At 70.5% G+C, this 25864-nt stretch carries 6 protein-coding genes; all 6 read left to right on the top strand.

The genetic code is table 11. The features are described 5' to 3' along the window. The 6 genes from E7742_RS13885 (at position 1) to E7742_RS13860 (ending at position 25855) form a co-directional block, all read left to right on the top strand. Positions 1-474, top strand: a complete 474-nt coding sequence (locus E7742_RS13885; protein WP_137799473.1) for a MaoC family dehydratase — start codon at positions 1-3, stop codon at positions 472-474. Next, on the top strand, positions 471-1328 hold the full coding sequence (locus E7742_RS13880; protein WP_137799472.1) for an HpcH/HpaI aldolase/citrate lyase family protein: 858 nt from the start codon (positions 471-473) through the stop codon (positions 1326-1328). The genes E7742_RS13885 and E7742_RS13880 overlap by 4 nt, the downstream gene beginning before the upstream one ends. A 4-nt stretch (positions 1329-1332) precedes the next feature. Beyond that, on the top strand, positions 1333-3294 hold the full coding sequence (locus E7742_RS13875; protein ID WP_254699006.1) for an acetoacetate--CoA ligase: 1962 nt from the start codon (positions 1333-1335) through the stop codon (positions 3292-3294). Between the two features lie 160 nt (positions 3295-3454). After that, on the top strand, positions 3455-4210 hold the full coding sequence (locus tag E7742_RS13870) for a FadR/GntR family transcriptional regulator (RefSeq protein ID WP_137799471.1): 756 nt from the start codon (positions 3455-3457) through the stop codon (positions 4208-4210). A gap of 60 nt (positions 4211-4270) precedes the next feature. Continuing rightward, entirely contained in the window at positions 4271-4702 is a 432-nt protein-coding gene (locus E7742_RS13865) for a PPOX class F420-dependent oxidoreductase (RefSeq protein WP_217497554.1), read from the top strand. A 375-nt stretch (positions 4703-5077) separates the two neighbouring features. After that, positions 5078-25855: a non-ribosomal peptide synthase/polyketide synthase gene (locus E7742_RS13860; RefSeq protein WP_254699005.1), complete on the top strand. Its 20778-nt coding sequence runs from the start codon at positions 5078-5080 to the stop codon at positions 25853-25855. The last annotated feature ends 9 nt before the right edge of the window (positions 25856-25864 follow it).

Genomic DNA, 25864 nt, shown 5'->3' with positions numbered 1-25864 from the left:
GTGACAGCGCGCAAGATCGTCCAGCGGGGGCTGTGGTTCGAGGAGTTCGAGTCGGGCGTCGTGTACGCACACCGTCCCGGGCGGACCGTCACCGAGGCCGACAACGTCCTGTTCACGACGCTCACGATGAACACGCAGGCGCTGCACCTCGACGCCGCCTTCGCCGCCGAGACGCAGTTCGGGGAGCGTTTGGTCAACTCGATGTTCACGCTGTCGACGCTCGTCGGCCTGTCGGTCGCGCAGCTGACCCAGGGCACGATCGTCGCGAACCTGGGGTTCTCGGACGTCGCGTTCCCCAAGCCGCTCTTCCACGGCGACACGCTGTACGCCGAGACCGTCGTCACCGACCTGCGCGAGTCCCGTAGCCGGCCGGGGGAGGGCATCGTGACGTTCGAGCACACCGGCCGCAATCAGCACGGCGACGTCGTCGCCACCGCGACCCGCAAGACACTCGTCCGGAAGAAGCCGACATGAGCCGCCCGGCGTCCCCCGAGAACCTCTGGGCCGCAGGTGCTCCCGGACCGGCGTGGTTGTTCTGCCCGGCCGACCGGCCGGAGCGGTACGCCAAGGCCGCGGCCGTCGCCGACGTCGTGATCCTCGACCTCGAGGACGGCGTGGCACCCGCGGATCGGGAGGCCGCACGCCGCGCGCTGGTCGACGTCCCGCTGGACCCGGACCGCACGGTGGTCCGCGTCAACGCCCACGGCACCGACGACCATGCCCTGGACTGTGCCGCACTCGACCGCACCCCGTACACGGCCGTGATGCTCCCCAAGTGCGAATCCGTCGACCAGGTCCTCGATCTCGCGCCGCTGTCGGTGATCGCGCTCGTCGAATCCCCGCTCGGCGCGCTGGCCGTCGGTCAGGTGGCCACGGCCGAGAACACGGTCGGCGTGATGTGGGGCGCCGAGGACCTGGTGGCCGCGCTCGGCGGCGCGTCGAGTCGCCGCGCGGACGGCGGCTACCGCGACGTCGCCCGGCACGTGCGGTCCACCGCGCTGCTGGCCGCCAAGGCGCACGGCAGGTTCGCACTCGACTCGGTGTTCCTGGACATCGCCGACCTCGACGGGCTCGGTGCGGAGTGCGAGGACGCCGTGGCCGTCGGGTTCGACGCCAAGGTCGCGATCCACCCGAGCCAGATCGACGTGATCCGGCGGGCCTACGCGCCCACCGCGGAACAGGCCGGGTGGGCCGAGCGGGTACTCGCGGCGGCGGAGCGGGAACGGGGGGTCTTCGCGTTCGAGGGACGCATGGTGGACGCGCCCGTCCTGCGGCACGCGGAGGAGATCGTGCGACGCGCCGGCCTCGCCCGGCCGGAAGGGAGGTGAACGCGTGAAGAGCGAACAGCAGACCGGGATCCGGCCGCAGTGGGAGCCCACCGCGGCGGACGTCGAGCAGGCCCGGATCACCGACTTCGCCCGCTGGGTCGAGCGGCGCACCGGACGCGCACTCCCGGACTACCCCGCGTTGTGGCAGTGGTCGATCGACGATCTCGACGGCTTCTGGCGGTCGATCCGGGACTACTTCGACGTGCCGTCCACCGAACCGTCGGCACCGGCGCTCGCCACCGAGACCATGCCGGGAGCGGTGTGGTTCCCGGGGGTACGCCTCAACTACGTCGACCAGATCGCCCGCAGCGCCCGCGCCGATCGCCCCGCGATCGTGTACGAGAGCGAGGGCGGCGACCGCGAGTCGATCGAATGGGCCGACCTGCTCCGGCAGGTCGGGGCGTTCGCGTCCACGCTGCGCTCGCTCGGGGTACGGCAGGGCGATCGCGTCGTCGGTTACCTGCCGAACGTCCCGGAGGCGATCGTCGCGTTCCTCGGCACCGCGAGCGTCGGCGCGGTGTGGGCGGCATGCGGCCAGGACTACTCCGCGCCGGCCGCGCTCGACCGACTGGGACAACTCGAGCCCACCGTCCTGGTGGCGGCCGACGGGTACCGCTTCGCGGGCCGCGAGCACCGCCGCGACGCCGAGATCGCGCACCTGCGCGCCGGCATGCCGTCCCTCGCGGCCACCGTGGTGGTCCCGCGCCTGGGAACCTCGTCCGTGGACGACGCGGTGCTGTGGCCGGACGCGACCGCAGTCGAGGCCCCGCTCGAACCGGTGCCCGTGCCGTTCGATCACCCGCTGTGGGTGGTGTTCTCGTCCGGCACCACCGGGTTGCCCAAGGGCATCGTGCACGGACACGGCGGCGTCGTCCTCGAACACCTCAAAGCCGTTGCCCTGCACATGGACCTGGGTTCGGACGACACCTTCTTCTGGTACACGAGCCCGAGCTGGATGATGTGGAACTTCCAGGTCGCCGGTCTGCTGGTGGGGGCGACCGTCGTCTGTTGCGACGGCAGTCCCGCGCACCCCGCTCAGGATCGGCTGTGGGAGATGGCGGCCCGGCTGGGGGTCACGGTGCTGGGCACCAGCCCCGGATACGTCATGGCGTGCGAGAAGGCGGGTGCCGTCCCCGCCGCCGACCACGATCTGCGCGCGCTACGCACCGTGGGCGTCACGGGTTCGACGTTGCCCGCGTCGCTGTCCTGGTGGTTGGCGGACAACGTCGGCCGCCACGTCGCCGTGGCGTCGATCAGCGGCGGCACCGACGTGGTCTCGGCATTCGTGGGCGGCAGCCGGACGGTGCCGGTGTGGGCAGGTGAGCTGTCCGCGCCGTACCTGGGTGTCGCGCTCGAGGCGTTCGACGAGTCCGGCCGGCCGGTCCGCGGCGAGGTGGGCGAGCTGGTGATCACCCGACCGATGCCGTCGATGCCGGTCCGGTTCTGGAACGACCCGGACGGTGCCCGCTACCGGGACGCCTACTTCGACACCTACCCCGGGGTGTGGCGGCACGGTGACTGGATCACGATCACCGAACGCGGCGGCGTCGTCATGCACGGACGATCGGATTCCACGCTCAACCGGAACGGCATCCGCATGGGCAGCGCCGACGTCTACCAGGCCGTCGAGCGACTGCCGGAGATCGCCGAGGCGTTGATCGTCGGTGTCGACCGGCCGGACGGCGGGTACTGGATGCCACTGTTCGTCGTCCTCGCCGACGCCGCCCGGCTCGACGACGCGCTGCGCGACCGGATCCGGGACGCGATCCGCACGCACGCGTCCCCGCGGCACGTGCCCGACGACATCGTGGCAGCGCCCGCGATCCCGCACACCCGGACCGGCAAGAAGCTCGAGGTGCCGATCAAACGCCTGTTCCAGGGCGGGGACGCCGCCCGGATCGTCGATCGCAGCGCCGTGGACGACCCGCGGCTGCTCGACTGGTTCGCGAAGTTCGGTCCGGTCTGACGCCTGCTCACTGCCGGTCGGTAGCCTCGGGTGCGCTCGTGGGTGACGGTTGCCACCGACGGATTGGTCCGTCGGAAGGGGAGGAAACAACTAAACCCTTGTACCCTTCTGGTGTCGAGTCCGGGCGTGGGTCGGGACCGGAGCCGAGGAGAAGTGCAACGTGGCGGTCGGGTCGAAGTCGACTGTGGTGCGGGTGCCCAAGGCGGGTGAGCTCGTGGCCGCGAATCTGCGCCGGCGGATCATCACCGGTGAACTCGGTGCGGGCGATCCGCTGCCCAACGAGTCCGTCCTGATGGAGCAGTTCGGGGTGTCGCGCCCCACGCTCCGGGAGGCGTTCCGGATCCTCGAGTCCGAATCGATCATCACGGTGCTGCGGGGCGCGCGCGGCGGAGCCCGCGTGATGGCTCCGGACGCATCCGTCGCGGCTCGCTACACGGGCCTGCTCCTGCAGTACAAGGGGACGCCGCTGGTCGACGTCTACCGTGCGCGCGCCGCGCTCGAGGTGTCCGCGGTCGGCGTCCTCGCCGGCGACGGGCACGGCGAGCAGTTGGACAAGCTGGCCGCGCTGATCGACGAGGGCGGCGAACTGGTGGACGACGCCGCCGCGTTCGCGCACCACGACGTGCAGTTGCACCAGAGCCTGGTGGACCTCGCGGGCAACGAGACGCTCGCGGTGCTGGCCGGCATGCTCGTCCACATCATCGAGGCGCACAACGCCCTGTTCATCGCCGCACACGGCAACGAACACGAACAGCCCGCCGCGCGGGCGGCGCATCGCGCCTACACCAAGCTCCTCGGCTACCTCCGCGACGGCGACGCCGTGGCGGCCCAGGACTTCTGGCGCAAGCACCTGGACGGGATCGAGAAGTACATGGTCGGCGACTCCGCGACGACATTGGTCGAAGTGCTCTCCTGACCTGCGCTGATCGGTGCCCGGCGAATCTCCGGCAAACCGCGTACTGTGCGGTTCGTGAGCATTCTGCGGGACAGTTTGCGTGACCCCGACGTCCGGGAGTTCCTCACCCGAGGCACCCGGACCGGAAAGCTCGGCTACCTCTCCGGTGACGGTCGGCCGCTGGTCGCCCCGATCTGGTTCGTGGTCGAGGGGGACGAGGTGGTGTTCAACACCGGCGCTTCGACGGCGAAGGGCCGATATCTCGCGCGCGATCGCCGCGTCGCGATGTGTGTCGATCTCGAGGAGCCTCCATATGGGTTCGTGCAGATTCAAGGCGAGGCCGTCCTGTCCACCGACCCCGACGAGCTGGTGCGGGTCGCTACCGAGGTCGGGCGGCGATACATGGGCGACGAGCGGGCCGAGGAGTTCGGTCGTCGCAACGGGGTGCCCGGCGAGCTCGTGGTGAGAGTTCGACCCAGCAAGATCATCGCGGCGCTCGACGTCACCGCGTGAGTCGATGGGTGCCGAGGAAAATGGGTTCTGACGGGCCGACCCTGTAGATTGTTGCGGGTGTTCAACCCAGGAATTCCGGTGATCGCCAGCCGCACATGACCCCCCTCGGGAACGACCGGGGCACGGCGGGTGCGTTCGATCACGGTTCGTGTGGTTGACCGTCTCTCCCTCGGCTCGGTGACCGGCGACGGCCGGGTTTCTTTGCTGTAACGAAATACGTCCTAACAGCAGATATACACCCGAGTGCGGGCCTGTCCGGCAGGCCTTCCGGTCCTGTGTAGGGCTCGGCTGGACAGTGAGTGCTCGGTGTCCGCCACGGTCGACCCGGTCGATTCGTGCGCGGGGGCGTGTGACGGTGGAAGAAAGGCTCAGGGTTTGGACTCGCTAGGCGTCGGTGGACCGGAGGGGGACAGCTCGGTCGGTGGTGACGCGCAGGCAGGTGGGGCGCAGCCGTTCCCGCTGTCCCGGGCCCAGCTCGGCATGTGGTTCGCGCAACACGTCGACCCCTCGGTGCCTGCCAACATCGCCCAGTACGTCGAGCTCCACGGCCGACTCGACCTCGAGACCCTCCACCGTGCGACCGCCGCCGCGGCCGCGGAGACCGGTTCCGGCTACGTGCGGCTGCTGGAGATCGACGCCGAACCTCATCAGGTGGTCGATCCCACACTCGACGACACCCCCGAGTACGTCGACCTGCGCGGCGAGACCGATCCGCGGGCGGCCGCCCTGGCCTGGATGCGCGCCGACTACAGCGCTCCGGTCGACCTGCTGCACGATCGACTGGTCGTCGCCGCCGTGCTGCACCTCGAGGACGAGGTCTACTACTGGTACAACCGGGCGCACCACGTCGTGCTGGACGGGTTCGGCGCGACGACGTTCGTCAACCGGGTCGCCGAGCTGTACACCGCCTACTCGGACGGAGTCGAGCCGTCGGCCGCGCTGTCGTCGCCGCTCGAGAAGGTCTACGACGCCGACCGCACCTACCGGGCCTCGACGCGCTTCGCGTCCGACCGCGACTTCTGGCTCGAGCGGCTCACCGGCGTCGAGGAATCGACGAGCCTGGCCGGCCGTGCCGCGCCGCCGGCCGCACTGAGCCGGATCGACAGCGCTGCGCTGTCCACGGGAACGGCGCACCGGATGGACGCCTTCCTCGCCCGTGAGGACACGACGGTCGCGACGGTCGTCATCGCCGCGTTCGCGGCCTACCTCGCGCAGATGACCGGCCGCGAGGACGTCGTGCTGAGCCTGCCCGTGACCGCGCGCACCACCGCCGTGCTGCGGCGCTCGGGCGGCATGACGTCGAACGTGGTGCCGCTGCGCCTGACGGTCACCGCGGACACGACGGTCGCGGAACTGCTCAGCCGCGTCACGACCGCGGTGTCCGGCGCGCTGCGCCATCAGCGCTACCGGCACGAGGACATCCGCCGCGACGTGACCGGCACGGCCGGACAGGCGTCGTTCTTCGGTCCGTGGGTGAACATCATGATGTTCCGGACCGAACTGAAGTTCGGCGCCATGGTCGGCGAACAGCACATCCTGTCGACCGGCCTGATCGAGGATCTGGGCGTCAACGTCTACCAGGGCGTCGCCGGGGAGAGCACCCACGTCGACTTCGAGTCCAACCCCAATCTGTACGGCGAGGACGAGGCGCGGCGCAACCATCGGCGGTTCGTGGAGTTCCTGGACCGGTACGTCGCCGCGGACTCCGGCCTGCCGGTGTGGGACATCCCGCTCGGCACCGACGAGGAGCGCTCGACGGCTCTCCTCGACTGGGTGCGGACCGACCACCGCTTCCGTCCCCGCACCCTCTCGCAGGCGTTCGAGGAGCAGGTGGCCCGGACGCCCGATGCGACCGCCGTCGTCTACGAGGGCGCCGCGCTCACCTACGCCGAGCTCGACGAGCGCGTCACCGGGCTGGCCCGTGTGCTGATCGACCGCGGTGTCGGTCCGGAATCGCTTGTCGGCCTGTCGATCCGGCGTTCGCTCGACCTGATCGTCGGGCTGTACGCGATCGTCCGGGCCGGCGGCGCCTGGGTGCCGATCGATCCGGATCATCCGGTCGACCGTACGTCGTACATCCTCGAGTCCGCGGCGCCCGCGTGCGTGCTCACCACCGCGCGGGACCGCGTGGACCTGCCGGCCGGAACCGTGACCATCGAGATCGACACGCTCGACTACGACGCGCTCGACTCGCGTCCGGTCACCGACGCGGACCGGCTGGCGCCGCTGCGGCCCGACAACACCGCCTACGTCATCTACACGTCGGGTTCGACCGGTCGTCCCAAGGGCGTGGCGGTGTCGCACGCCGCGATCGACAACCAGCTCGAGTGGATGCAGGGCGAGTACCCGATGTCCGGGACGGACGTCTATCTGCAGAAGACGGCCACCACGTTCGACGTCTCGCTCTGGGGCTTCTTCATGCCGCTGCGAGTCGGTGCAGCGATGGTCGTGGCCACGCCCGACGGTCACCGCGATCCCGTGTACGTCGCCGACCGCATCGCCGAGTACGCCGTTACGGTCACCGACTTCGTGCCGTCGATGTTGACGGTGTTCGTCGCGAATGCGCCTGCCGGATCGTGTGATTCGCTCCGGGACGTCTTCGTCATCGGCGAGGCGCTGCCGCCCGAGACCGCCGCCGACTTCCGGCGCCTGTGCGGCGCGGGCCTGCACAACCTCTACGGTCCCACCGAGGCCGCGGTGTCGGTCACGTACTACGAGTCGGGCCCGCAGGACGTCACCACCGTCCCGATCGGTGTGGCCGAGTGGAACACCCGGGCGTACGTGCTCGACCACCGGCTGCGCCCGGTCCCGATCGGCCGACCGGGAGAGCTCTACCTGGCGGGCGACCAGCTCGCCCGCGGCTACGTCGGCCGTCCCGACATCACGTCGGATCGCTTCGTCGCCAACCCGTTCGGTGGCGTCGACGGCGTCGGCGCGGCGGGTGAGCGGATGTACCGGACCGGCGACCTCGTCAGGTGGCGTGCGGACGGAGTCCTCGACTACATCGGACGCACCGACTTCCAGGTGAAGTTCCGCGGTCAGCGCATCGAACTCGGCGAGATCGAGACCGTACTGCTGGCTCACGACGACGTGTCGCAGACCGTGGTGCTCGTGGTCCCGACCGCGACCGGTGACCAGCTGGTGGCGTACGTCGTCCCCGCTCCCGGCCGCACCATCGTGCCCGCCGACCTGGCGGAGTTCGCCGGCCGGTCGTTGCCGGCCTACATGGTCCCGGCCTCGGTCACCGTCCTCGACGCCTTCCCCCTCAACACCAGCGGCAAGCTCGACCGCAAGGCGCTGCCGGAGCCGATGTTCCTGAGCAACAAGGAATTCCGTGCACCGCGCAGCGATGCCGAGAAGGCTGTGGCCGCGGTCTACGCCGAGGTGCTCGGGATCGAACGAGTGGGGCTCGACGACGACTTCTTCGAGCTCGGCGGCAACTCCCTCGTCGCGACGCAGGTCGTGACCCGCGTCGGTGCGGCGCTCGGTGTCCGGCTCGGTGTGCGCGAACTGTTCGAGGCCTCGACCGTCGCGGCGCTCGCCGCGCGTGCCGGTGCCACCACCCGGAGTGGAAGTGGCGCACCCGCGCTCGGTTCGGTGCCGCGCCCCGAACGGATTCCGCTGTCGTTGGCGCAGCAGCGGATGTGGTTCCTCAATCGGTTCGACTCCGACACCGGCGTGTACAACCTGCCGTTCGCGGTGCGGCTGTCCGGCGTGGTCGACCCGGCCGCGTTCGCGGCGGCCTTCGCCGACGTCGTCGAGCGGCACGAGGCGCTGCGCACGGTCTACCCCGAGGTCGCCGGTGAGGCGCAGCAGGTGATCCTGCCGACCACCGACGTGGTGCCGGCGCTCGACCCGGTCGCCGCGTCGGCCGACGACCTCGAGTCCGTGCTCCTCGAGCTCGCCGCTCGCGGCTTCGACGTCACGACCGAGCCGCCCTTCCGGATCCGGTTGCTGCAACTGTCCGACACCGAGTACGTGGTCGCGATGGTGCTGCACCACATCGCGGCCGACGGGTCGTCGTTCGGCCCGCTCGCGGGCGACCTCATGATCGCGTACGCCGCCCGCGCCGAGGGTGTCGCTCCGGCGTGGGAGCCGTTGCCCGTCCAGTACGCCGACTACTCCGTGTGGCAGCACGAGGTGCTCGGCTCGGAGGACGACCCCGACTCGGTTGCCGGACAGCAGATCGCGTACTGGAAGCGCGCACTGGCCGGGCTCCCGGAGCAGCTCGACCTCCCGTCCGACCGGCCGCGTCCGGCCGTCGCGTCGAACGCGGGCGCGAAGTTCCGGTTCGAGATTCCCGCGGACACGCACGCGCGCCTGCAGGCCGTGGCGCGCGAGCACGGTGTCACGCTGTTCATGGTGGTCCACGCCGCGTACGCGGTGCTGCTGTCGCGGCTGAGCGGCACGTCCGACATCGCCGTCGGCACCCCGATCGCCGGCCGCGGCGACCAGGCCCTCGACGGGCTGATCGGCATGTTCGTCAACACGCTGGTGCTGCGGACGCGGATCGACCCGGCGGCGTCGTTCGCGGATCTGCTGGCCGACGTCAAGGACGTCGATCTCGAGGCGTACGGCCACGCCGACGTGCCGTTCGAGTGGCTGGTCCAGGCGCTCGAGCCCACTCGCTCGCCCGCGCGCCACCCGCTGTTCCAGGCGATGCTCTCGGCCGAGGTGACCGGCGTCCGCGACCTCAGTTTCGCCGGGGTGCGGGCCAGTGCCGCCGAGCTCGACGTGCCGATCTCCAAGTTCGACCTGCAGCTGCAGATCTCCGAGTCGTTCGACGACGCGGGTGCCCCGGACACCGTCGGCGCGGTCTTCGAGTACGCCACCGATCTGTTCGACGCGTCGACGGTGGCGTCGTTCGCCCGCCGCTTCGTGCGGATCCTCGACGCCGTCGTCACCGATCCCGCGGCAACCGTCGGGGACATCGAGATCCTCGGCGCCGGTGAGTTCGACGAGCTCACGGCCGTCCACGGCGGACCCGTCGAGCATGAGCGTCTCCTGGTGGACCTCCTCACCGAGGGCGTCGCCACCGACCCCGAGGCCGCGGCGGTCCGGTCCGGGCAGACCGTGCTGAGCTACCGCGACCTCGACGAACGCTCCAACCGCCTGGCCCGGCATCTGACCGGGTCGGGCATCGGACCCGAGTCCGTTGTCGCACTTGCCTTCCCGCGATCGTGGGAAATGGTGCTGGCGGTGTGGGCGGTGGCCAAGACCGGTGCGGCGTACGTGCCGGTGGATCCGACCTATCCGACCGACCGGATCACGCACATGCTGTCGGACTCCGGCGCAGCACTGGGCATCACGTCCGCCGCGGACGTGGCGGACCTTCCGCAGGAGACGCAGTGGCACGGGCTGGACGCGCTCGAGGCGGCGGCGCGTGATCTCGGCGCCGGCCCCGTGCGCGACGACGAACGCACCACCGCGCTGCGTCTCGACCACGTCGCGTACGTGATCTACACGTCCGGTTCGACCGGCCGGCCCAAGGGCGTCGCGGTCACCCATCGCGGTCTCGCCGGACTGGTCGACGAGACCCGGCGGCTGTACCGCGTCGGCCCCGGCGACCGGGTGCTGCACGTGTGCTCCCCGAGCTTCGACCCCTCGGTGCTCGAATGGACGCTGACGTTCTCCGCCGGTGCCGAACTGGTGGTGGTTCCGCCGACGATCATCGGTGGCACCGAACTGCATTCGCTGCTCGCCGAGCAGCGCGTGACGCACACCATCATCACGCCGGCCGTTCTGGGCTCGGTCAACCCGCACGACCTCGACGACCTGCGGGTGGTCTCGGTCGGTGGTGACGCGTCCTCCGCCGAGTTCGTCGCCCGCTGGGCGCCGGGCCGGCAGTTCTTCAACGCGTACGGCCCCACCGAGACGACGATCGTCTCCACGCGGGCCGAACTGTTCGCGGGTGCACCGGTCACGATCGGCGGCCCGGTGCCGGGCGTCCGGGCACTGATCCTCGACGCGCGGCTGCGGCCCGTCCCGGTCGGCGTGGCGGGCGAGCTGTACCTGGCCGGACCCGCCCTCGCCCGCGGGTACGTCGACCGTCCGGGCCTGACCGCGGACCGCTTCGTCGCCGACCCGTTCGGCGCCGCCGGCGAGCGGATGTACCGCACCGGTGACGTGGTCCGTTGGACCGCGACGGCGGGTGATGCCGCGGGCCTGGCCATCGAGTACATCGGACGCTCCGACTTCCAGGTCAAGGTGCGCGGTTTCCGCATCGAACTCGGCGAGATCGACGCGGCCCTCGTCGACCACGCCGATGTGTCGTTCGCGGCGACGATCGGTCATCGCCTGCCGTCGGGACAGACCGCGCTCGTGTCGTACATCACGGGTCGTGCCGGGGTCGACGTGGACGCGGTGGCCGACCACGTGGCGACACTGCTGCCCTCGTACATGGTGCCCGCGTCGATCGTCGTGCTCGACGAGGTGCCGCTCACCCCGGTGGGCAAGCTCGACCGCGCCGCGCTGCCGGCGCCCGTCTTCGGCGCCCGCGAGTTCCGGGCCCCGACCACACCGATCGAGGAGATCGTCGCCGACGTGTTCGCCGACGTCCTCGGGGTGGATCGCGTGGGACTCGACGACGACTTCTTCGCGCTCGGCGGCAACTCGCTGATCGCGACACAGGTGATGTCGCGCCTCGGCGCCGCCCTCGATACCCGGGTCCCCGTCCGGGTGCTCTTCGAGGTCTCCACGGTCGCGGGGCTCGCGGCCCGCGTCGAGCAGCACGCCGGTGCCGGTGCCCGCAAGGAGTTGGTCGCCGGTCCCCGACCGGACCGGATCCCGCTCTCGCTGGCGCAGCAGCGGATGTGGTTCCTCAACCGCCTCGACCCCGAATCACCCACGTACAACCTCGCTTTCGCACTGCGGCTGTCGGGTGCGCTCGACGTCAGCGGCCTGCAGGTCGCGATCATGGACGTGCTCGACCGGCACGAGTCGCTGCGTACCGTCTTCCCGGACTCGCCGGAGGGCCCGCACCAGGTGGTCCTCGACGCGGTGCAGAGCGTGCCGAACCTGACGCCGCGCGACGTCTCCCGCGAGGGCCTGCGCCACGCGACGCTGGCGCTCGCCGGCCGCGGGTTCGACGTGACCACGGAGACGCCGGTGCGCGCCGAGCTGTTCCGGCTCGACCCCACCGAGCACGTGCTGGCGATCGTGGTGCACCACATCAGCGCGGACGGCTGGTCGATGGGCCCCATGGCGCGGGACATCATGGCCGCCTACGCCGCCCGCACCCAGTGGGACCAGCCGGCCTGGGTGCCGCTGGCCGTGCAGTACGCGGACTACGCGCTGTGGCAGCGTGAGATCCTCGGCTCCGAGGACGACCCGGACTCGGTGATCTCGAACCAGGCCCGGTACTGGACCGAGCACCTCGACGGCCTCGCCGACCAGTTGGACCTGCCCACGGATCGCCCCCGTCCCGCCCAGCAGTCGTTCCGCGGCGCCCACGTCGAGTTCGACGTCTCCCCGCACGTTCACCGTGCACTCATCGAGCTGGCGCACGCCCACAACGCGTCGCTGTTCATGGTGGTCCATGCCGCGCTGTCGGTGCTGTTGTCGCGAATCGCCGGGACGCGTGACATCGCGATCGGCACCCCGGTCGCCGGTCGCGGCGAGCAGGCGCTCGACGACCTCGTGGGCATGTTCGTCAACACCCTGGTGTTGCGCACCGACGTCGACCAGGACGCTCGCTTCACCGACGTCCTGTCGCACGCGCGCGACGTCGCCCTGGGGGCGTTCGCACACTCCGACATCCCGTTCGAGCGGTTGGTCGAGATCCTCAACCCGGCACGTTCGACGGCGCGGCACCCGCTGGTGCAGGTGATGCTCTCGTTCGAGAATCTCGGCACGACGCACCTGGACCTGCACGGGCTCACGATCGACAAGGTCGATCTGGACGCCGCGGCCGCGAAGTTCGACCTGCAGTTCACGTTCCGCGAGAACATCGCCGAGGACGGTCTCGCCGAGGGCATGGCAGGCGAATTCACCTATGCGAGCGACCTGTTCGACGAGGCGACGGTCCGCGCGTTCAGCGTCCGCTTCCTCCGCGTGCTCGACGCGGTCATCGGCTCCGCGGACGTCGTGGTCGGTGACATCGACCTGCTCGGCGCCGACGAGGCCGCCGAGCTGACCGGGCCGGGCCGCTCGGCGGCGCCGGAGCCGACGCTGCTGGTCGATCTGCTGACGTCCGCGGTGGACGCCGATCCGGACGCCGTCGCGCTCGTCGCCGGCACCACGGAGATCACGTACCGCGAACTCGACGAGCGCTCCACCCGACTCGCCCGCTTGTTGGCGTCGCGGGGTGCGGGCCCGGAGGACGTGGTGGCGGTCGCGCTGACCCGCTCGATCGAATCGGTCACGGCGGTGTGGGCGGTCGCCAAGTCCGGCGCAGCGTTCGTGCCGGTCGATCCCACCTACCCCGGTGACCGCGTCGCGCAGATGGTCTCGGATTCCGGGGCGCTCCTGGGCGTGACGACCGCCGAACACGCCGCTGCGCTGCCGGACGGCATCCCGTGGCTGGTCCTCGACGATGCCGCCGTGGCCACTGCGCTGGCCGCACACTCCACGGCGCGAGTCTCGGACACCGATCGGGTGCGGCCGTTGCGGTTGGCGGACCCGGCGTACGTGATCTACACGTCGGGTTCGACGGGTGTGCCGAAGGGCGTGGTGGTCACGCACACCGGTCTGGCGGCGTTCGCGGCGGAGCAGGTGGAGCGGTACGGCATCGAGACTTCCTCGCGGACTTTGCATTTCGCGTCGCCGAGTTTCGATGCGTCAGTGCTGGAGTTGCTGATGGCGTTCGCGTCGGCGGCGACGATGGTGGTGGCGCCGACGTCGATCTACGGTGGCCGGGAGCTGGGCGACCTGTTGCGTACGGCGCGGGTGACGCATGCGTTCGTGACGCCGGCGGCGTTGGCGTCGGTGGATCCGGCGGGTCTGGACGCGCTGGAGACGGTGATCGTCGGTGGTGAGGCGTGTTCGGCGGATCTGGTCGCCCGATGGGCGACCGATGGCCGGCGGATGTTCAACGCGTACGGGCCGACCGAGGCGACGGTGGCGTCGAACATCTCGGATCCGTTGGTGCCGGGGGAGTCGGTGACGATCGGTCGCGCGATCCGCGGGGCCAACACGTATGTGCTCGATGCGCGGCTGCGTCCGGTCCCGGCCGGCGTCGTGGGCGAGCTCTATCTCGAGGGTCCGGGCCTGGCCCGCGGCTACCACGACCGCGCGGGCCTGACCGCCCAGCGGTTCGTCGCGAATCCGTACGGGGCGCCGGGATCGCGGCTGTACCGCACCGGCGACGTCGTGCGGACGAGTGCCGACCGGGTGATCGAGTACGTCGGCCGCGCCGACGACCAGGTGAAGCTGCGCGGCTTCCGCATCGAACTCGGCGAAATCGAGGCCGTACTGCACCGGCTCGATGCCGTGGCCCAGGCCGTGGTCGTCGTCAAGCGGGACCAGTTGGTCGCGTATCTGGTTGCCGCGGCGGGCGAGACGATCGACGCCGCAGCGGTCAAGGACGCCGTCGGCCGCGCGCTGCCGTCGTACATGGTGCCGGCGGCTGTCGTGGTGCTCGCCGAACTGCCGATCAGCGGCAGCGGCAAGCTCGACCGGCAGGCGCTGCCCGAGCCCGCGCTGGAGGCGCGGGAGTTCCAGGCTCCGCAGACGCGCGTCGAGACGATGGTCGCCGAGGTGTTCGCCGACCTGCTCGGTGTCGATCGCGTCGGCCGCGACGACGACTTCTTCGACCTCGGCGGCAACTCGCTGATCGCGACGCGCGCCGTGGCCCGACTCGGCGAGGCGCTGGACGCGTCCGTCCCCGTCCGGGCGTTGTTCGAGGCGTCGTCGGTGCGGGCGCTCGCGGAGTGGATCGAACGGGTCGTCGGCACGGGCGTGCGCCCGCGGCTGGTGGCCCGCAAGCGCCCCGACGTCGTTCCGCTGTCGTACGCGCAGCAGCGCATGTGGTTCCTGGGCCGCTTCGACCCCGAGTCGGCCGGCAACAACATCCCCGTCGCGGTTCGGCTGTCGGGTCTGCTCGACCGCACCGCGATGCGGGCGGCCATGGCCGACGTGGTCGCCCGCCACGAGTCGCTGCGCACCGTCTACCCCGAGATCGACGGCGTGGGTAGCCAGCTGATCCGCCCGGCATCGCAGGTGCCGATCGCACTCGACCCCGTCCCGGTCACGACGGACGAGCTGATCGACGCCCTGGGCGATCTCGCCCGCACGACGTTCGACGTGACCCGCGACGTGCCGCTGCGGGCGGCGCTCTACGAGCTGAGCCCCACCGAGCACGTGCTGGCGCTGGTGGTGCACCACATCGCCGCCGACGGCTTCTCGATGGGACCGCTCACCCGTGACATCATGGTCGCGTACACCGCGCGCAGTGAGGGCACCGCCCCGGTGTGGGCGCCGCTGCCCGTCCAGTACGCGGACTACGCGTTGTGGCAGCGCGAGCTTCTCGGCTCCGAGGACGACCCGGAATCGCTGATCGCCCAGCAGGTCTCGTACTGGGCGGATCGGCTCGCCGGGCTGCCGGAACAACTCGACCTGCCGGCCGATCGTCCGCGTCCGGTGGTGGCATCGGGACGTGGTGCGACGCATCGGTTCACCATCGACGCCCAGACGCACCGCGCCGTCGCGGAGCTTGCGCAGCGCGCCAACGCAACCCCTTTCATGGTGGTGCATGCGGCGTTGTCGGTGGTGTTGGCGCGGCTCAGTGGCACGTCGGACATTGCCGTGGGCACGCCGATCGCCGGTCGGGGCGAGCAGGTGCTCGACGACGTGATCGGCATGTTCGTGGGTACGCTGGTACTGCGGGCGGAGGTCGACGGCGCGGCGTCGTTCGAGGAGTTGCTGGCGCAGGTCCGGGAGACGGATCTGGCGGCGTTCGCGCACGCGGACGTGCCGTTCGAGCGGCTCGTCGAGATCCTCGATCCGCCGCGGTCGCAGGCACGCCACCCGCTGTTCCAGGTGATGCTCACGTTCCAGAACCTCGGCCCGATCGCCCTGGAACTGCAGGGACTCTCGGTGTCCGCGGTGGACGTCGACGCCGCCGTGGCAAAGTTCGACCTGCAGGTCACCGTCGCCGAGTCGGTGGACGAGACCGGCGCGCCGGCAGGCTTTTCCGTCGAACTGACGTATGCGACCGATCTGTTCAACGAGTCCACGATGCGGACGTTCGGACAGCGCTTCACGCACGTACTCGAGTCGGTCACCGCGGATTCGGCGGTTCCCGTGGGCGACATGCCACTCATCGACGCTTCCGAGCGTGCGCAGCTGCAGCGGTGGAACGCGACAGAGCATCCGGTGGCGGATGCGACGTTGGTGGATCTGTTCGAGGCGCAGGTGGCGCGGACGCCGGATGCGGTTGCGATGGTGTTCGAGGGTGAGTCGCTGTCGTACGGGGAGTTCGCGGCGCGGGTGCATCGGACGGCGCGGTTCCTGATCGGTCAGGGTGTGGGTCCGGATTCGCTGGTCGGGTTGGGGATGCGCCGGTCGGTGGATCTGTTGGTGGGCATGTACGCGGTGGTGGCTGCGGGTGGCGGTTATGTGCCGGTGGATCCGGATCAGCCGGCGGAGCGTAACGGCTACATTCTCACGACCGCGAATCCCGTTCTGCTGCTGAGCACTTCGCGTGATCGTTCGGGTCTGCCCGACGGGCAGCGGATCGTCGAGCTCGATACCGTGGACGTGTCGGGGTTCTCGGATGCCCCGGTGTCGGATGCGGATCGTGTTGGGGCGCTGTCGGGTTCGAATGTTGCGTATGTGATTTTCACGTCGGGTTCGACGGGTCGGCCGAAGGGTGTGGCGGTCGGGCATGCGGCGATTGTGAATCGTCTGGTGTGGATGCAGGCGGAGTACGGTTTGTCGGCTGCTGATGTGGTGTTGCAGAAGACGCCGTTCACGTTCGATGTGTCGGTGTGGGAGTTCTTCTGGCCGTTGCAGGTGGGTGCGCGGTTGGTGGTGGCGGCTCCGGATGGGCATCGGGATCCTGCGTATCTGGCGCGCACGATGGTCGAGTGTGGTGTGACGACGGTGCATTTCGTGCCGTCGATGTTGTCGGTGTTCGTGGCCGAGCTGGAAGCGAGCAGTGTCACCGAACCTGCTGCGGCGTCGGTGGGTTCGTTGCGGTTGGTGTTTGCGTCGGGTGAGGCGTTGCCGGCGTCGACGGCGGCGCGGGTGCGTGAGGTGTTGCCGTCGGCGGCGTTGCACAATTTGTACGGCCCCACCGAGGCCGCGGTGGATGTCACCTTCCACGAGGTCACCGGGGCGGATGCGGCAAGTGTGCCGATCGGTGCGCCGGTGTGGAACACGCAGGTGTTGGTGCTGGACGGGCGGCTACATCCGGTGCCGGTGGGTGTTGCGGGTGAGTTGTATTTGGCGGGTGTGCAGTTGGCCCGTGGGTATGTTTCGCGTGCGGATCTGACGGCGGATCGGTTCGTGGCGAATCCGTTCTCCGGCAGTGGTGAGCGGATGTATCGCACGGGTGATCTGGTGTCGTGGAACGGCTCCGGTGAGCTCGAGTACATCGGTCGTACCGATTTCCAGGTGAAGTTGCGGGGTCTGCGGATCGAGTTGGGGGAGATCGAGACCGCGCTGCTCACGCTGGAGTCGATTTCGCAGGCGGTGGTCCTCGTCAAGGCGGACCAGCTGGTCGCGTATGTGGTCCCGTCCGCTGGTGCGGCGCTCGACGAGGCCGCGGTGAAGATGGAACTGGCGCGGTCGTTGGCGTCGTACATGGTGCCGTCGATGTTCGTGGTGCTCGAGGCGTTCCCGTTGAATGCGTCGGGCAAGTTGGATCGGAAGGCGTTGCCGGAGCCGGTGTTCGAGGCTGCGGTGTTCCGGGCGCCGACGACGCCGACGCAGGAGATCGTCGCGGGCGTGTTCGCGGACATCCTGGGTGTGGAGCGGGTGGGTCTGGACGACGACTTCTTCGCGTTGGGTGGTAACTCGCTGGTCGCGACGCAGGTGGTGGCCCGGTTGGGTGCGGCGTTCGATGCGACGGTGCCGGTGCGGGTGTTGTTCGAGGCATCGACCGTCGAGGCGCTGGCCGCGACCGTCCAGTCGATGGCGGGAGGGGGAGCGCGCAAGGCACTCACGGCCGGACCGCGCCCGGAGCGCGTGCCGCTGTCCCTCGCTCAGCAGCGCATGTGGTTCCTCAATCGGTTCGAGCCCGATTCGGCCGTCAACAACATTCCGATGGCGATCCGCCTCACCGGTGCGCTCGACGCCGACGCTCTGGGAGCTGCGCTCCGCGACGTCGTCGCCCGGCACGAATCCCTCCGCACGGTGTTCCCCGACGTCGACGGCGTGGGGGTGCAGACGGTGCTGCCGGTCGATCGGGCCGTGGGCGATCTCGCCGTGGAAGCGGTGACCGAGTCGGACCTGACCGGCCGCATCGAGTCGCTCGCCTCCGCCGGCTTCGATCTGACGACCGATGCGCCCCTGCGCGCCACGCTGTTCCGGATGAGCGACGATCGACACGTCCTGGTGCTGGTGGTGCACCACATCGCGGCGGACGGGTTCTCGATGAGCCCGCTCACCCGGGACGTGATGGTGGCGTACGCGGCCCGCGTGGCCGGTGAGGCGCCGGCATGGGCGCCGCTAGCGGTGCAGTACGCCGATTACGCGCTGTGGCAGCGGGAAGTCCTCGGCAGTGAGGACGATCCGGATTCGCTGATCGCGCAGCAGGTCGCGTACTGGACCGAGCAGCTGGCGGACCTGCCCGAGCAGTTGGATCTGCCGGCGGACCGCCCACGTCCGATGGTCGCCAGCAATCACGGTGCCACGTACCGCTTCCCGATCGATGCCGACCTGTTCGCAGCCATCGATTCGGTGGCACGCAGTCAGGGCGTCACACCGTTCATGGTCGTCCACGCCGCCCTGTCGGTGCTGCTGGCCCGGCTGAGCGGCACGTCGGACATCGCGATCGGCACCCCGATCGCCGGCCGCGGCGAGGCGGCACTCGACGACCTGATCGGCATGTTCGTCGGCACCCTGGTGCTGCGGGCCGACGTGGACGGCAGCAGATCCTTCGCGGACCTGCTGGCGCAGGTGCGGGCCACCGACCTGGCGGCGTTCGAGCACGCCGACCTGCCGTTCGAGCGCCTGGTCGAGATCCTCGACCCGGAGCGGTCGCAGGCCCGTCACCCACTGTTCCAGGTGATGTTGGCGTTCCAGAACCTCGACCGCACGTCTCTCGAGCTGGCCGGACTGCACGTCGCCCCGGTCGACTTCGACACGGCCGTCGCGAAGTTCGACCTCCAGGTGACCGTCGAACCGGCCGGCGACGGCTACTCGGTGGATCTCACCTACGCGACCGACCTCTTCGACGAGTCCTCGATGCGGGTGTTCGGCGAGCGGTTCGTGCGGCTCCTCCAAGCGGTCACCGCCGATCCGAACGTCGTCGTCGGCGATGTCGAGCTGCTCGACGCCGACGAGCGAGTGCTGGTCCTGGGCGATTGGAACGACACCGACCGGGCGATCGACGAGGCCACGCTGATCGAGTTGTTCGAGGCGCAGGCGGCGCGTACGCCCGAGGCGACGGCACTGGTCTTCGAGGATCGGTCCCTGACGTACGCCGAGTTCGCCCAGCGGGTACACCGCACGGCCCGGTTCCTCGTCGCGGAAGGTGTCGGCCCGGATTCGCTCGTCGGCCTCGGTGTGCGGCGCTCGCTGGACCTGCTGGTGGGAATGTACGCGGTGCTCGCGGCCGGCGGCGGCTACGTTCCGGTCGACCCCGACCAACCCGCCGAGCGCAACACCTACATCCTCGACACGGCGAATCCCGTACTGCTGCTGAGCACGTCGCGTGATCACGGCGATCTGCCGGCCGGCCGGCAGACCCTGGATCTCGACACGCTCGACGTGTCCGCGTTCTCGGAGGCGCCGCTGACCGACGCGGAGCGGCGCGCGCCACTGCGTCCCGACAACGCCGCGTACGTGATCTTCACGTCCGGATCGACGGGACGGCCGAAGGGCGTGGCCGTCAGCCACGCCGCGATCGTGAACCAGATCCGCTGGATCTGCGCCGAGTACGCGCTGTCGACCGACGACGTCGTGCTGCAGAAGACGCCGTTCACCTTCGACGTGTCGCTGTGGGAGCTCTTCGGCCCGTTGGCGGTCGGCGGCCGTCTGGTGATCGCGGCCCCGGACGGGCACCGCGATCCGGCGTACCTGAAGCGCGTGATCGAGGACCGGTCGGTGACGGCGACGTCGTTCGTGCCGTCGATGCTGTCGGCGTTCACGGCGGAATTGTCCGCGGGCGACTGCGGTTCGTTGCGCCTGGTGCAGGTGGCCGGTGAGGCCTTCCCGACGTCGGCGGCCGACCGGTTCACCGCGGTGAACGACGCCGAACTGCACAATCTCTACGGGCCCACCGAGTTCACGGTGCACGCGACGGCGCGGCCGGTGGCCGGCACCGTCGGAGCGAGCGTGCCCATGGGATCGCCGGTGTGGAACAGCCGCGCGTACGTGCTCGACGCCCGGCTGCGTCCCGTGCCCGCCGGGGTGGCCGGAGAGCTGTACCTGGCCGGCAGCCAGCTGGCGCGTGGCTACGTCGGTCGCGGTGACCTGACGGCGGACCGCTTCGTCGCGAATCCGTTCGCCGGTGACGGGGAGCGGATGTACCGCACGGGCGACCTCGTGCGCTGGACGACCGGGGCGACGGGGGAGGCCACTGCCGGCGAGCTCGAGTACCTGGGCCGCACCGACTTCCAGGTGAAGCTGCGCGGTCTGCGTATCGAGCTCGGGGAGATCGAGACGGCGCTGCTCGCGCTGCCCGAGATCGCGCAGTCCGTCGTGCTGGTCAAGTCCGACCAGCTGGTCGCCTACGTCGTGGCCGACGCGGCCCTCGACGTCCACCGGGTCAAGACGGAACTGTCGAAGACGCTGGCGTCGTACATGGTGCCGTCCACCTTCGTGGTCCTCGATGCGTTCCCGCTCAACGCGTCCGGCAAGCTCGATCGCCGGGCACTGCCGGAGCCGGTGTTCGAGACGAGGACGTTCCGGACGCCGACGACGCCGGTCGAGGAGATCGTGGCGGGCGTGTTCGCGGAGGTCCTCGACCTCGATCGGGTGGGCCTGGACGACGACTTCTTCGCCCTCGGCGGCAACTCGCTGGTCGCCACCCAGGTCGTCTCGCGGCTGAGCGCCGCGCTGGACGCGCGGGTGCCGGTGCGGGAGCTGTTCGAGGCATCCACCGTGGAGGCGCTCGCGGCGCGGCTGACGACGCAGTCCGGCGACACCCGTCCGGCGCTCGCCCCGCGTCCGCGCCCGGACCGGATTCCGCTGTCGCTCGCGCAGCAGCGCATGTGGTTCCTCAACCGGTTCGACACCGAGTCCACCGCCTACAACATCCCGATGGCGTTGCGGTTGTCGGGCGACCTCGACGTCGCGGCGCTCGAGCAGGCGGTCGCCGATGTGACGGCCCGGCACGAGTCGCTGCGGACGGTGTTCCCGGCGACCGACGAGGGCCCCGAGCAGGTGATCCTCCCCGTCTCGGACGTGCCGGCGGCGATCACGGTCGTCGACGTCGATCCGAGCGAGGTCGCCGACAGCCTGCGTGCGCTGGCGACCACTCGTTTCGACGTCACCGCCGACGTTCCGATCCGCGTGGCGCTCTACCGGGTGGCCGACGGCGAGTTCGTCCTCGGCATGGTGGTCCACCACATCAGCGCGGACGGTGTGTCCCTCGCGCCGCTGACCCGGGACGTGATGACGGCGTACGCGGCGCGCGCGGCCGGCCATCCGCCGGCCTGGGCGCCGCTCGAGGTGCAGTACGCCGACTACGCACTGTGGCAGCGTGAGGTACTCGGCGACGAGGACGATCCGCAATCGCTGGCAGCGCAGCAGCTCTCGTACTGGAGTGAGGCGCTCGCCGAACTGCCGGATCAACTGAACCTGCCGACCGACCACGCGCGTCCGGCGGTGCAGTCGTTCCGCGGTGGCCTGGTCGAGTTCGACATCGACGCGCACACCCACCGCGGGTTGCGCGATCTCGCGCGCGAGCAGAACGCGACGCTGTTCATGGCCGTGCACTCGGCCTTCGCGGTACTGCTGTCGCGGTTGTCGGGCAGCGACGACATCGCGGTCGGGACCCCGATCGCGGGCCGTGGCGACTCCGCGCTCGACGACCTGGTCGGCATGTTCGTGAACACGCTCGTGTTCCGGGCACGCATCGACGGGGGACGCTCGTTCGCGGACACTCTCGGCGCCGTCCGGGAGGGGGATCTGCAGGCGTTCGCCCATGCGGACGTGCCGTTCGAGCGGCTGGTCGAGGTGCTGAACCCGACGCGTTCGACCGCCCGCCATCCGCTGTTCCAGGTGGGCTTCTCGTTCCAGAACCACGACCGCGGCACGCTCGCGCTGCCCGGTCTCACGGTCGACGTCGCCGAGGTGGAAACCGGTGTGGCGCAGTTCGATCTGCACCTCATCGTGGAGGACCGCTACGACGATTCCGGCGACCCCGTGGGCATGCGGGCGTCGATGACCTACGCGTCGGACCTGTTCGACCAGCCGACCGTGCGTTCGTTCGCGGACCGGTTCTCGCGGCTGCTCGGCGCGGTCGTCGCCAAGCCGAGTGTGCCCGTCGGTGACGTGGATCTGCTCGACGTCGACGAGCGCGCACGAGTGCTGGCGGGCTGGAACGCGACCGCTCACCCGATCGACACGCGGTCGACGCTGGTGGATCTGTTCGACGCGCAGGTCGCGGCCACGCCGGACGCCGTCGCGCTGGTGTCGGGCGACGACCAGCTCACGTACGCCGAGTTCGATGCGCGCGTGAACCGGCTGGCCCGCCACCTGGTCGATCGGGGCGTGGGGCCGGAGACGGCGGTGGCGCTGGCGATCCGCCGGTCCGTCGATCTCCTGGTCGCCATGTACGCGGTGGCCAAGACCGGCGGCGCTTACGTCCCCGTCGACCCGGACCAGCCCGCGGAGCGGACCGGTTACATCCTGGACGCGGCCACCCCGGTGTGCGTGCTGACGGTGTCCCGAGACGGCACCGCCGTCGGCGCCCGAGACGGTGGCCCCGGCGGCGGGGCGTGGCCGGTCGTCGAGATCGACACCCTCGACCTCGGCGCGGTCTCCGACGCCCCGGTCACCGACGCCGACCGGCTGCGGCCACTGGACGCCCGCAATACCGCGTACGTGATCTTCACGTCCGGCTCGACCGGCCGCCCCAAGGGAGTCGCGGTACCGCACGGCGCGGTGGTCAACCAGTTGTGCTGGATGCGAGAGCAGTACGGCCTGGGCTCGTCGGACGCGGCACTGCTGAAGACCGCGGCGACGTTCGACCTCTCGGTGTGGGAGTTCTGGTCGATGACGACGTGCGGTGGCCGGCTGGTCGTCGCCACTGCGGACGGGCACCGGGACCCCGGCTACCTGTTGGAGGTGCTGCGCGACCAGCAGGTGAGCGTCCTCCACGTCGTCCCGTCGATGCTGTCGATGCTGCTGACCACTGCCGGTGGCGCGCTGCCGGACACGCTGCGGCACATCCTCGCGATCGGCGAGGCACTGCCCGCCGCGACGGCGCAGGCGTTCCGTGCCGACAACACCGCGGCGCTGCACAACCTGTACGGACCCACCGAGGCCGCGGTGTCGGTCACCCACCACGAGGTGACGGACGAGGACACCGCCGTCGTCCCGATCGGTGTGCCGGAGTGGAACACTCAGGTGTACGTGCTGGATGCGCGCCTGAACCCGGTTCCGGCCGGCGTGTCGGGTGAGCTGTACCTGGCCGGTGCGCAGCTGGCGCGCGGCTACTTCGGCCGCGCGGATCTCACCGCCGACCGGTTCGTCGCGAACCCCTGGGCGGGCGGCGAACGGATGTACCGCACGGGTGACGTGGTCCGGTGGAACACGTCGGGCGAACTCGAGTACGTCGAGCGTGCCGACTTCCAGGTGAAGGTGCGCGGCTTCCGCATCGAACTCGGCGAAATCGAGGCCGCACTGCGAGGGCTGGGGTCGGTGGCGGCGGCCGCCGTCACCGCGCACCGCGACGAGCGCACCGGCGATCGGTTGGTCGCGTACGTCGTCGGTACCGACGGCAGCGCCCTCGACACCGAGCGGGTCCGGGACGAGCTGTCGCGGGTGCTGCCGTCGTACATGGTGCCGTCGGCCTTCGTTCCGCTGGAGACGTTGCCGCTCAACGCGAACGGCAAGCTCGACCGCAAGGCGCTGCCCGAGCCGGTGTTCGAGGCCCGGGACTTCCGGGCCGCGTCCACCGCGCTCGAGGAGATCGTCGCCGGTGCGTTCGCGGACGTGCTGGGCGCGCCGCGGGTGGGCCTGGACGACGACTTCTTCGAGCTCGGTGGCAACTCGCTGGTCGCGACGCAGTTGGCGGCCCGCCTGGGTGCGGCGCTCGACACGCAGGTGCCGGTGCGGGTGGTGTTCGAGGACTCGACGGTCTCCGGTGTGGTCGCCGCGATCACGCCGCTCGTCGGGCGTGGGGCACGGGCGCCGCTCACCGCGCGTCCCCGCCCGGATCGAATTCCGTTGTCGCTGGCGCAGCAGCGCATGTGGACGCTCAACCGGGTCGATCCGACGTCGGCCGCGTACAACATCCCGGTCGCCGTGCGGCTGTCCGGGGCCCTCGACGTCGCGGTCCTGCGCAGTGCGGTCGCCGACGTGCTCGCGCGGCACGAGGTACTCCGTACGCGCTACCCCGACAGCCCGGAGGGCCCGGTCCAGCAGGTGGTGCCGGTCGCCGACGCGATGCCGTCGCTCGATCCCGTGCCGGTGACCGAGGACGAGATCGTGGGCCGGCTGACGGAGTTCGTCGGCCGCGGCTTCGACGTCACGGCGGAGGTCCCGGTGCGTGCCGCGCTGTTCACGGTGGGGGAGAGCGAGCACGTCCTGACGTTCGTGGCGCACCACATCAGCGCCGACGGCTTCTCGATGGGGCCGTTGATCCGCGATGTGATGCTCGCGTACGTCGCGCGGATCGACGGCGGGGTGCCGCAGTGGCAGCCGCTGGCCGTGCAGTACGCGGACTTCAGCCTGTGGCAGCGGGAGGTGCTCGGCGACGAGTCCGACCCGGATTCGGTGGTGTCGAGTCAGCTCGCGTTCTGGTCGGACGAACTGCGCGGTGCGCCGGAGCTGTCGGCGCTGCCGACGGATCGGCCGCGGCCGGCCCGCCCGTCGATGGCCGGCGCCTCCGTCGAGGTCGACCTCGACGCGGAACTGGCCGCGCGCGTGGAGGACACGGCGCGCGAACACGGCGCGACGACGTTCATGCTCTTCCACGCCGCGCTCGCGGTGCTGGTGTCGCGGCTCGGCGGGTCGAACGACGTCACGATCGGTACGCCGGTCGCCGGACGCGGAGAGGCGGCGCTCGACGACCTGATCGGCATGTTCGTCAACACCCTGGCGCTGCGCACTCGGGTCGCGCCGGCGGCCTCGTTCGCGGACCTGCTGGCGCAGACCCGGACCGGCGATCTCGCCGCGTTCGGCAACGCCGACGTCCCGTTCGAGCAGGTGGTCGAGGCGGCCGGCGTCGCGCGGTCGAGCGCGTACTCGCCGCTGTTCCAGGTGATGCTGACGTTCCAGAACATGGAAACCGGCGTGTTCGAGCTCCCGGGCCTGGAGGTGTCGGCGCTGGATCTCGGCGGCGACCAGGCCAAGTTCGATCTGCAGCTCACGGCGGCGCCGCAGTTCGGCGACGACGGGGCACTGACCGGCATCCGCACGATGTTCACGTACGCGACCGACCTGTTCGACCGCGAGACGGTCGAGGTGTTCGCGCAGCGATTCGTGCGGATCCTCGACGCGGTGACCGACGACCCGGGCATCGTGCTGCGGGCGATCGACCTCACCACCGACGCCGAGCGCAGCGCCCTCGAGCCGCAACGGGAACTGACGGTCGACGACCTGCCCGACCTGGTCGCGGGTGCCGCGCAGGTGGCCGCCGACACGGTCGCCATCTCGCACGGCGGAACCGACGTGACGTTCGGCGAACTGCACGCCAAGCTCGACGCGACGGCGACCGCGACCGGCGGTGCGCTGAAGCCGGAGGCGCTCGTGACCGTCGCGCTCTCGGGACTGCTGCCGGGAATCCTCCCGGCGCTCGGTGCCGACGGATACAGCGCGGCGATCGGCAGAATGATCGTCGACGCCGCCGCGATCGCCGAGAGCGGGAACCGGTGATCGCACGCG

Origin of the sequence: Rhodococcus sp. SGAir0479 (genome assembly GCF_005484805.1) — a bacterium.
In the GTDB taxonomy this organism is placed as follows: domain Bacteria; phylum Actinomycetota; class Actinomycetes; order Mycobacteriales; family Mycobacteriaceae; genus Prescottella.
Note: the sequence above shows the minus strand (reverse complement) of the source record. Positions and strands in the feature narration are given on the sequence as shown.

Coding starts and splice junctions, on each gene's coding strand:
- E7742_RS13880 (WP_137799472.1), top strand. CDS start 471: ATGAGCCGCCCGGCGTCCCCCGAGAACCTCTGGGCCGCAGGTGCTCCC.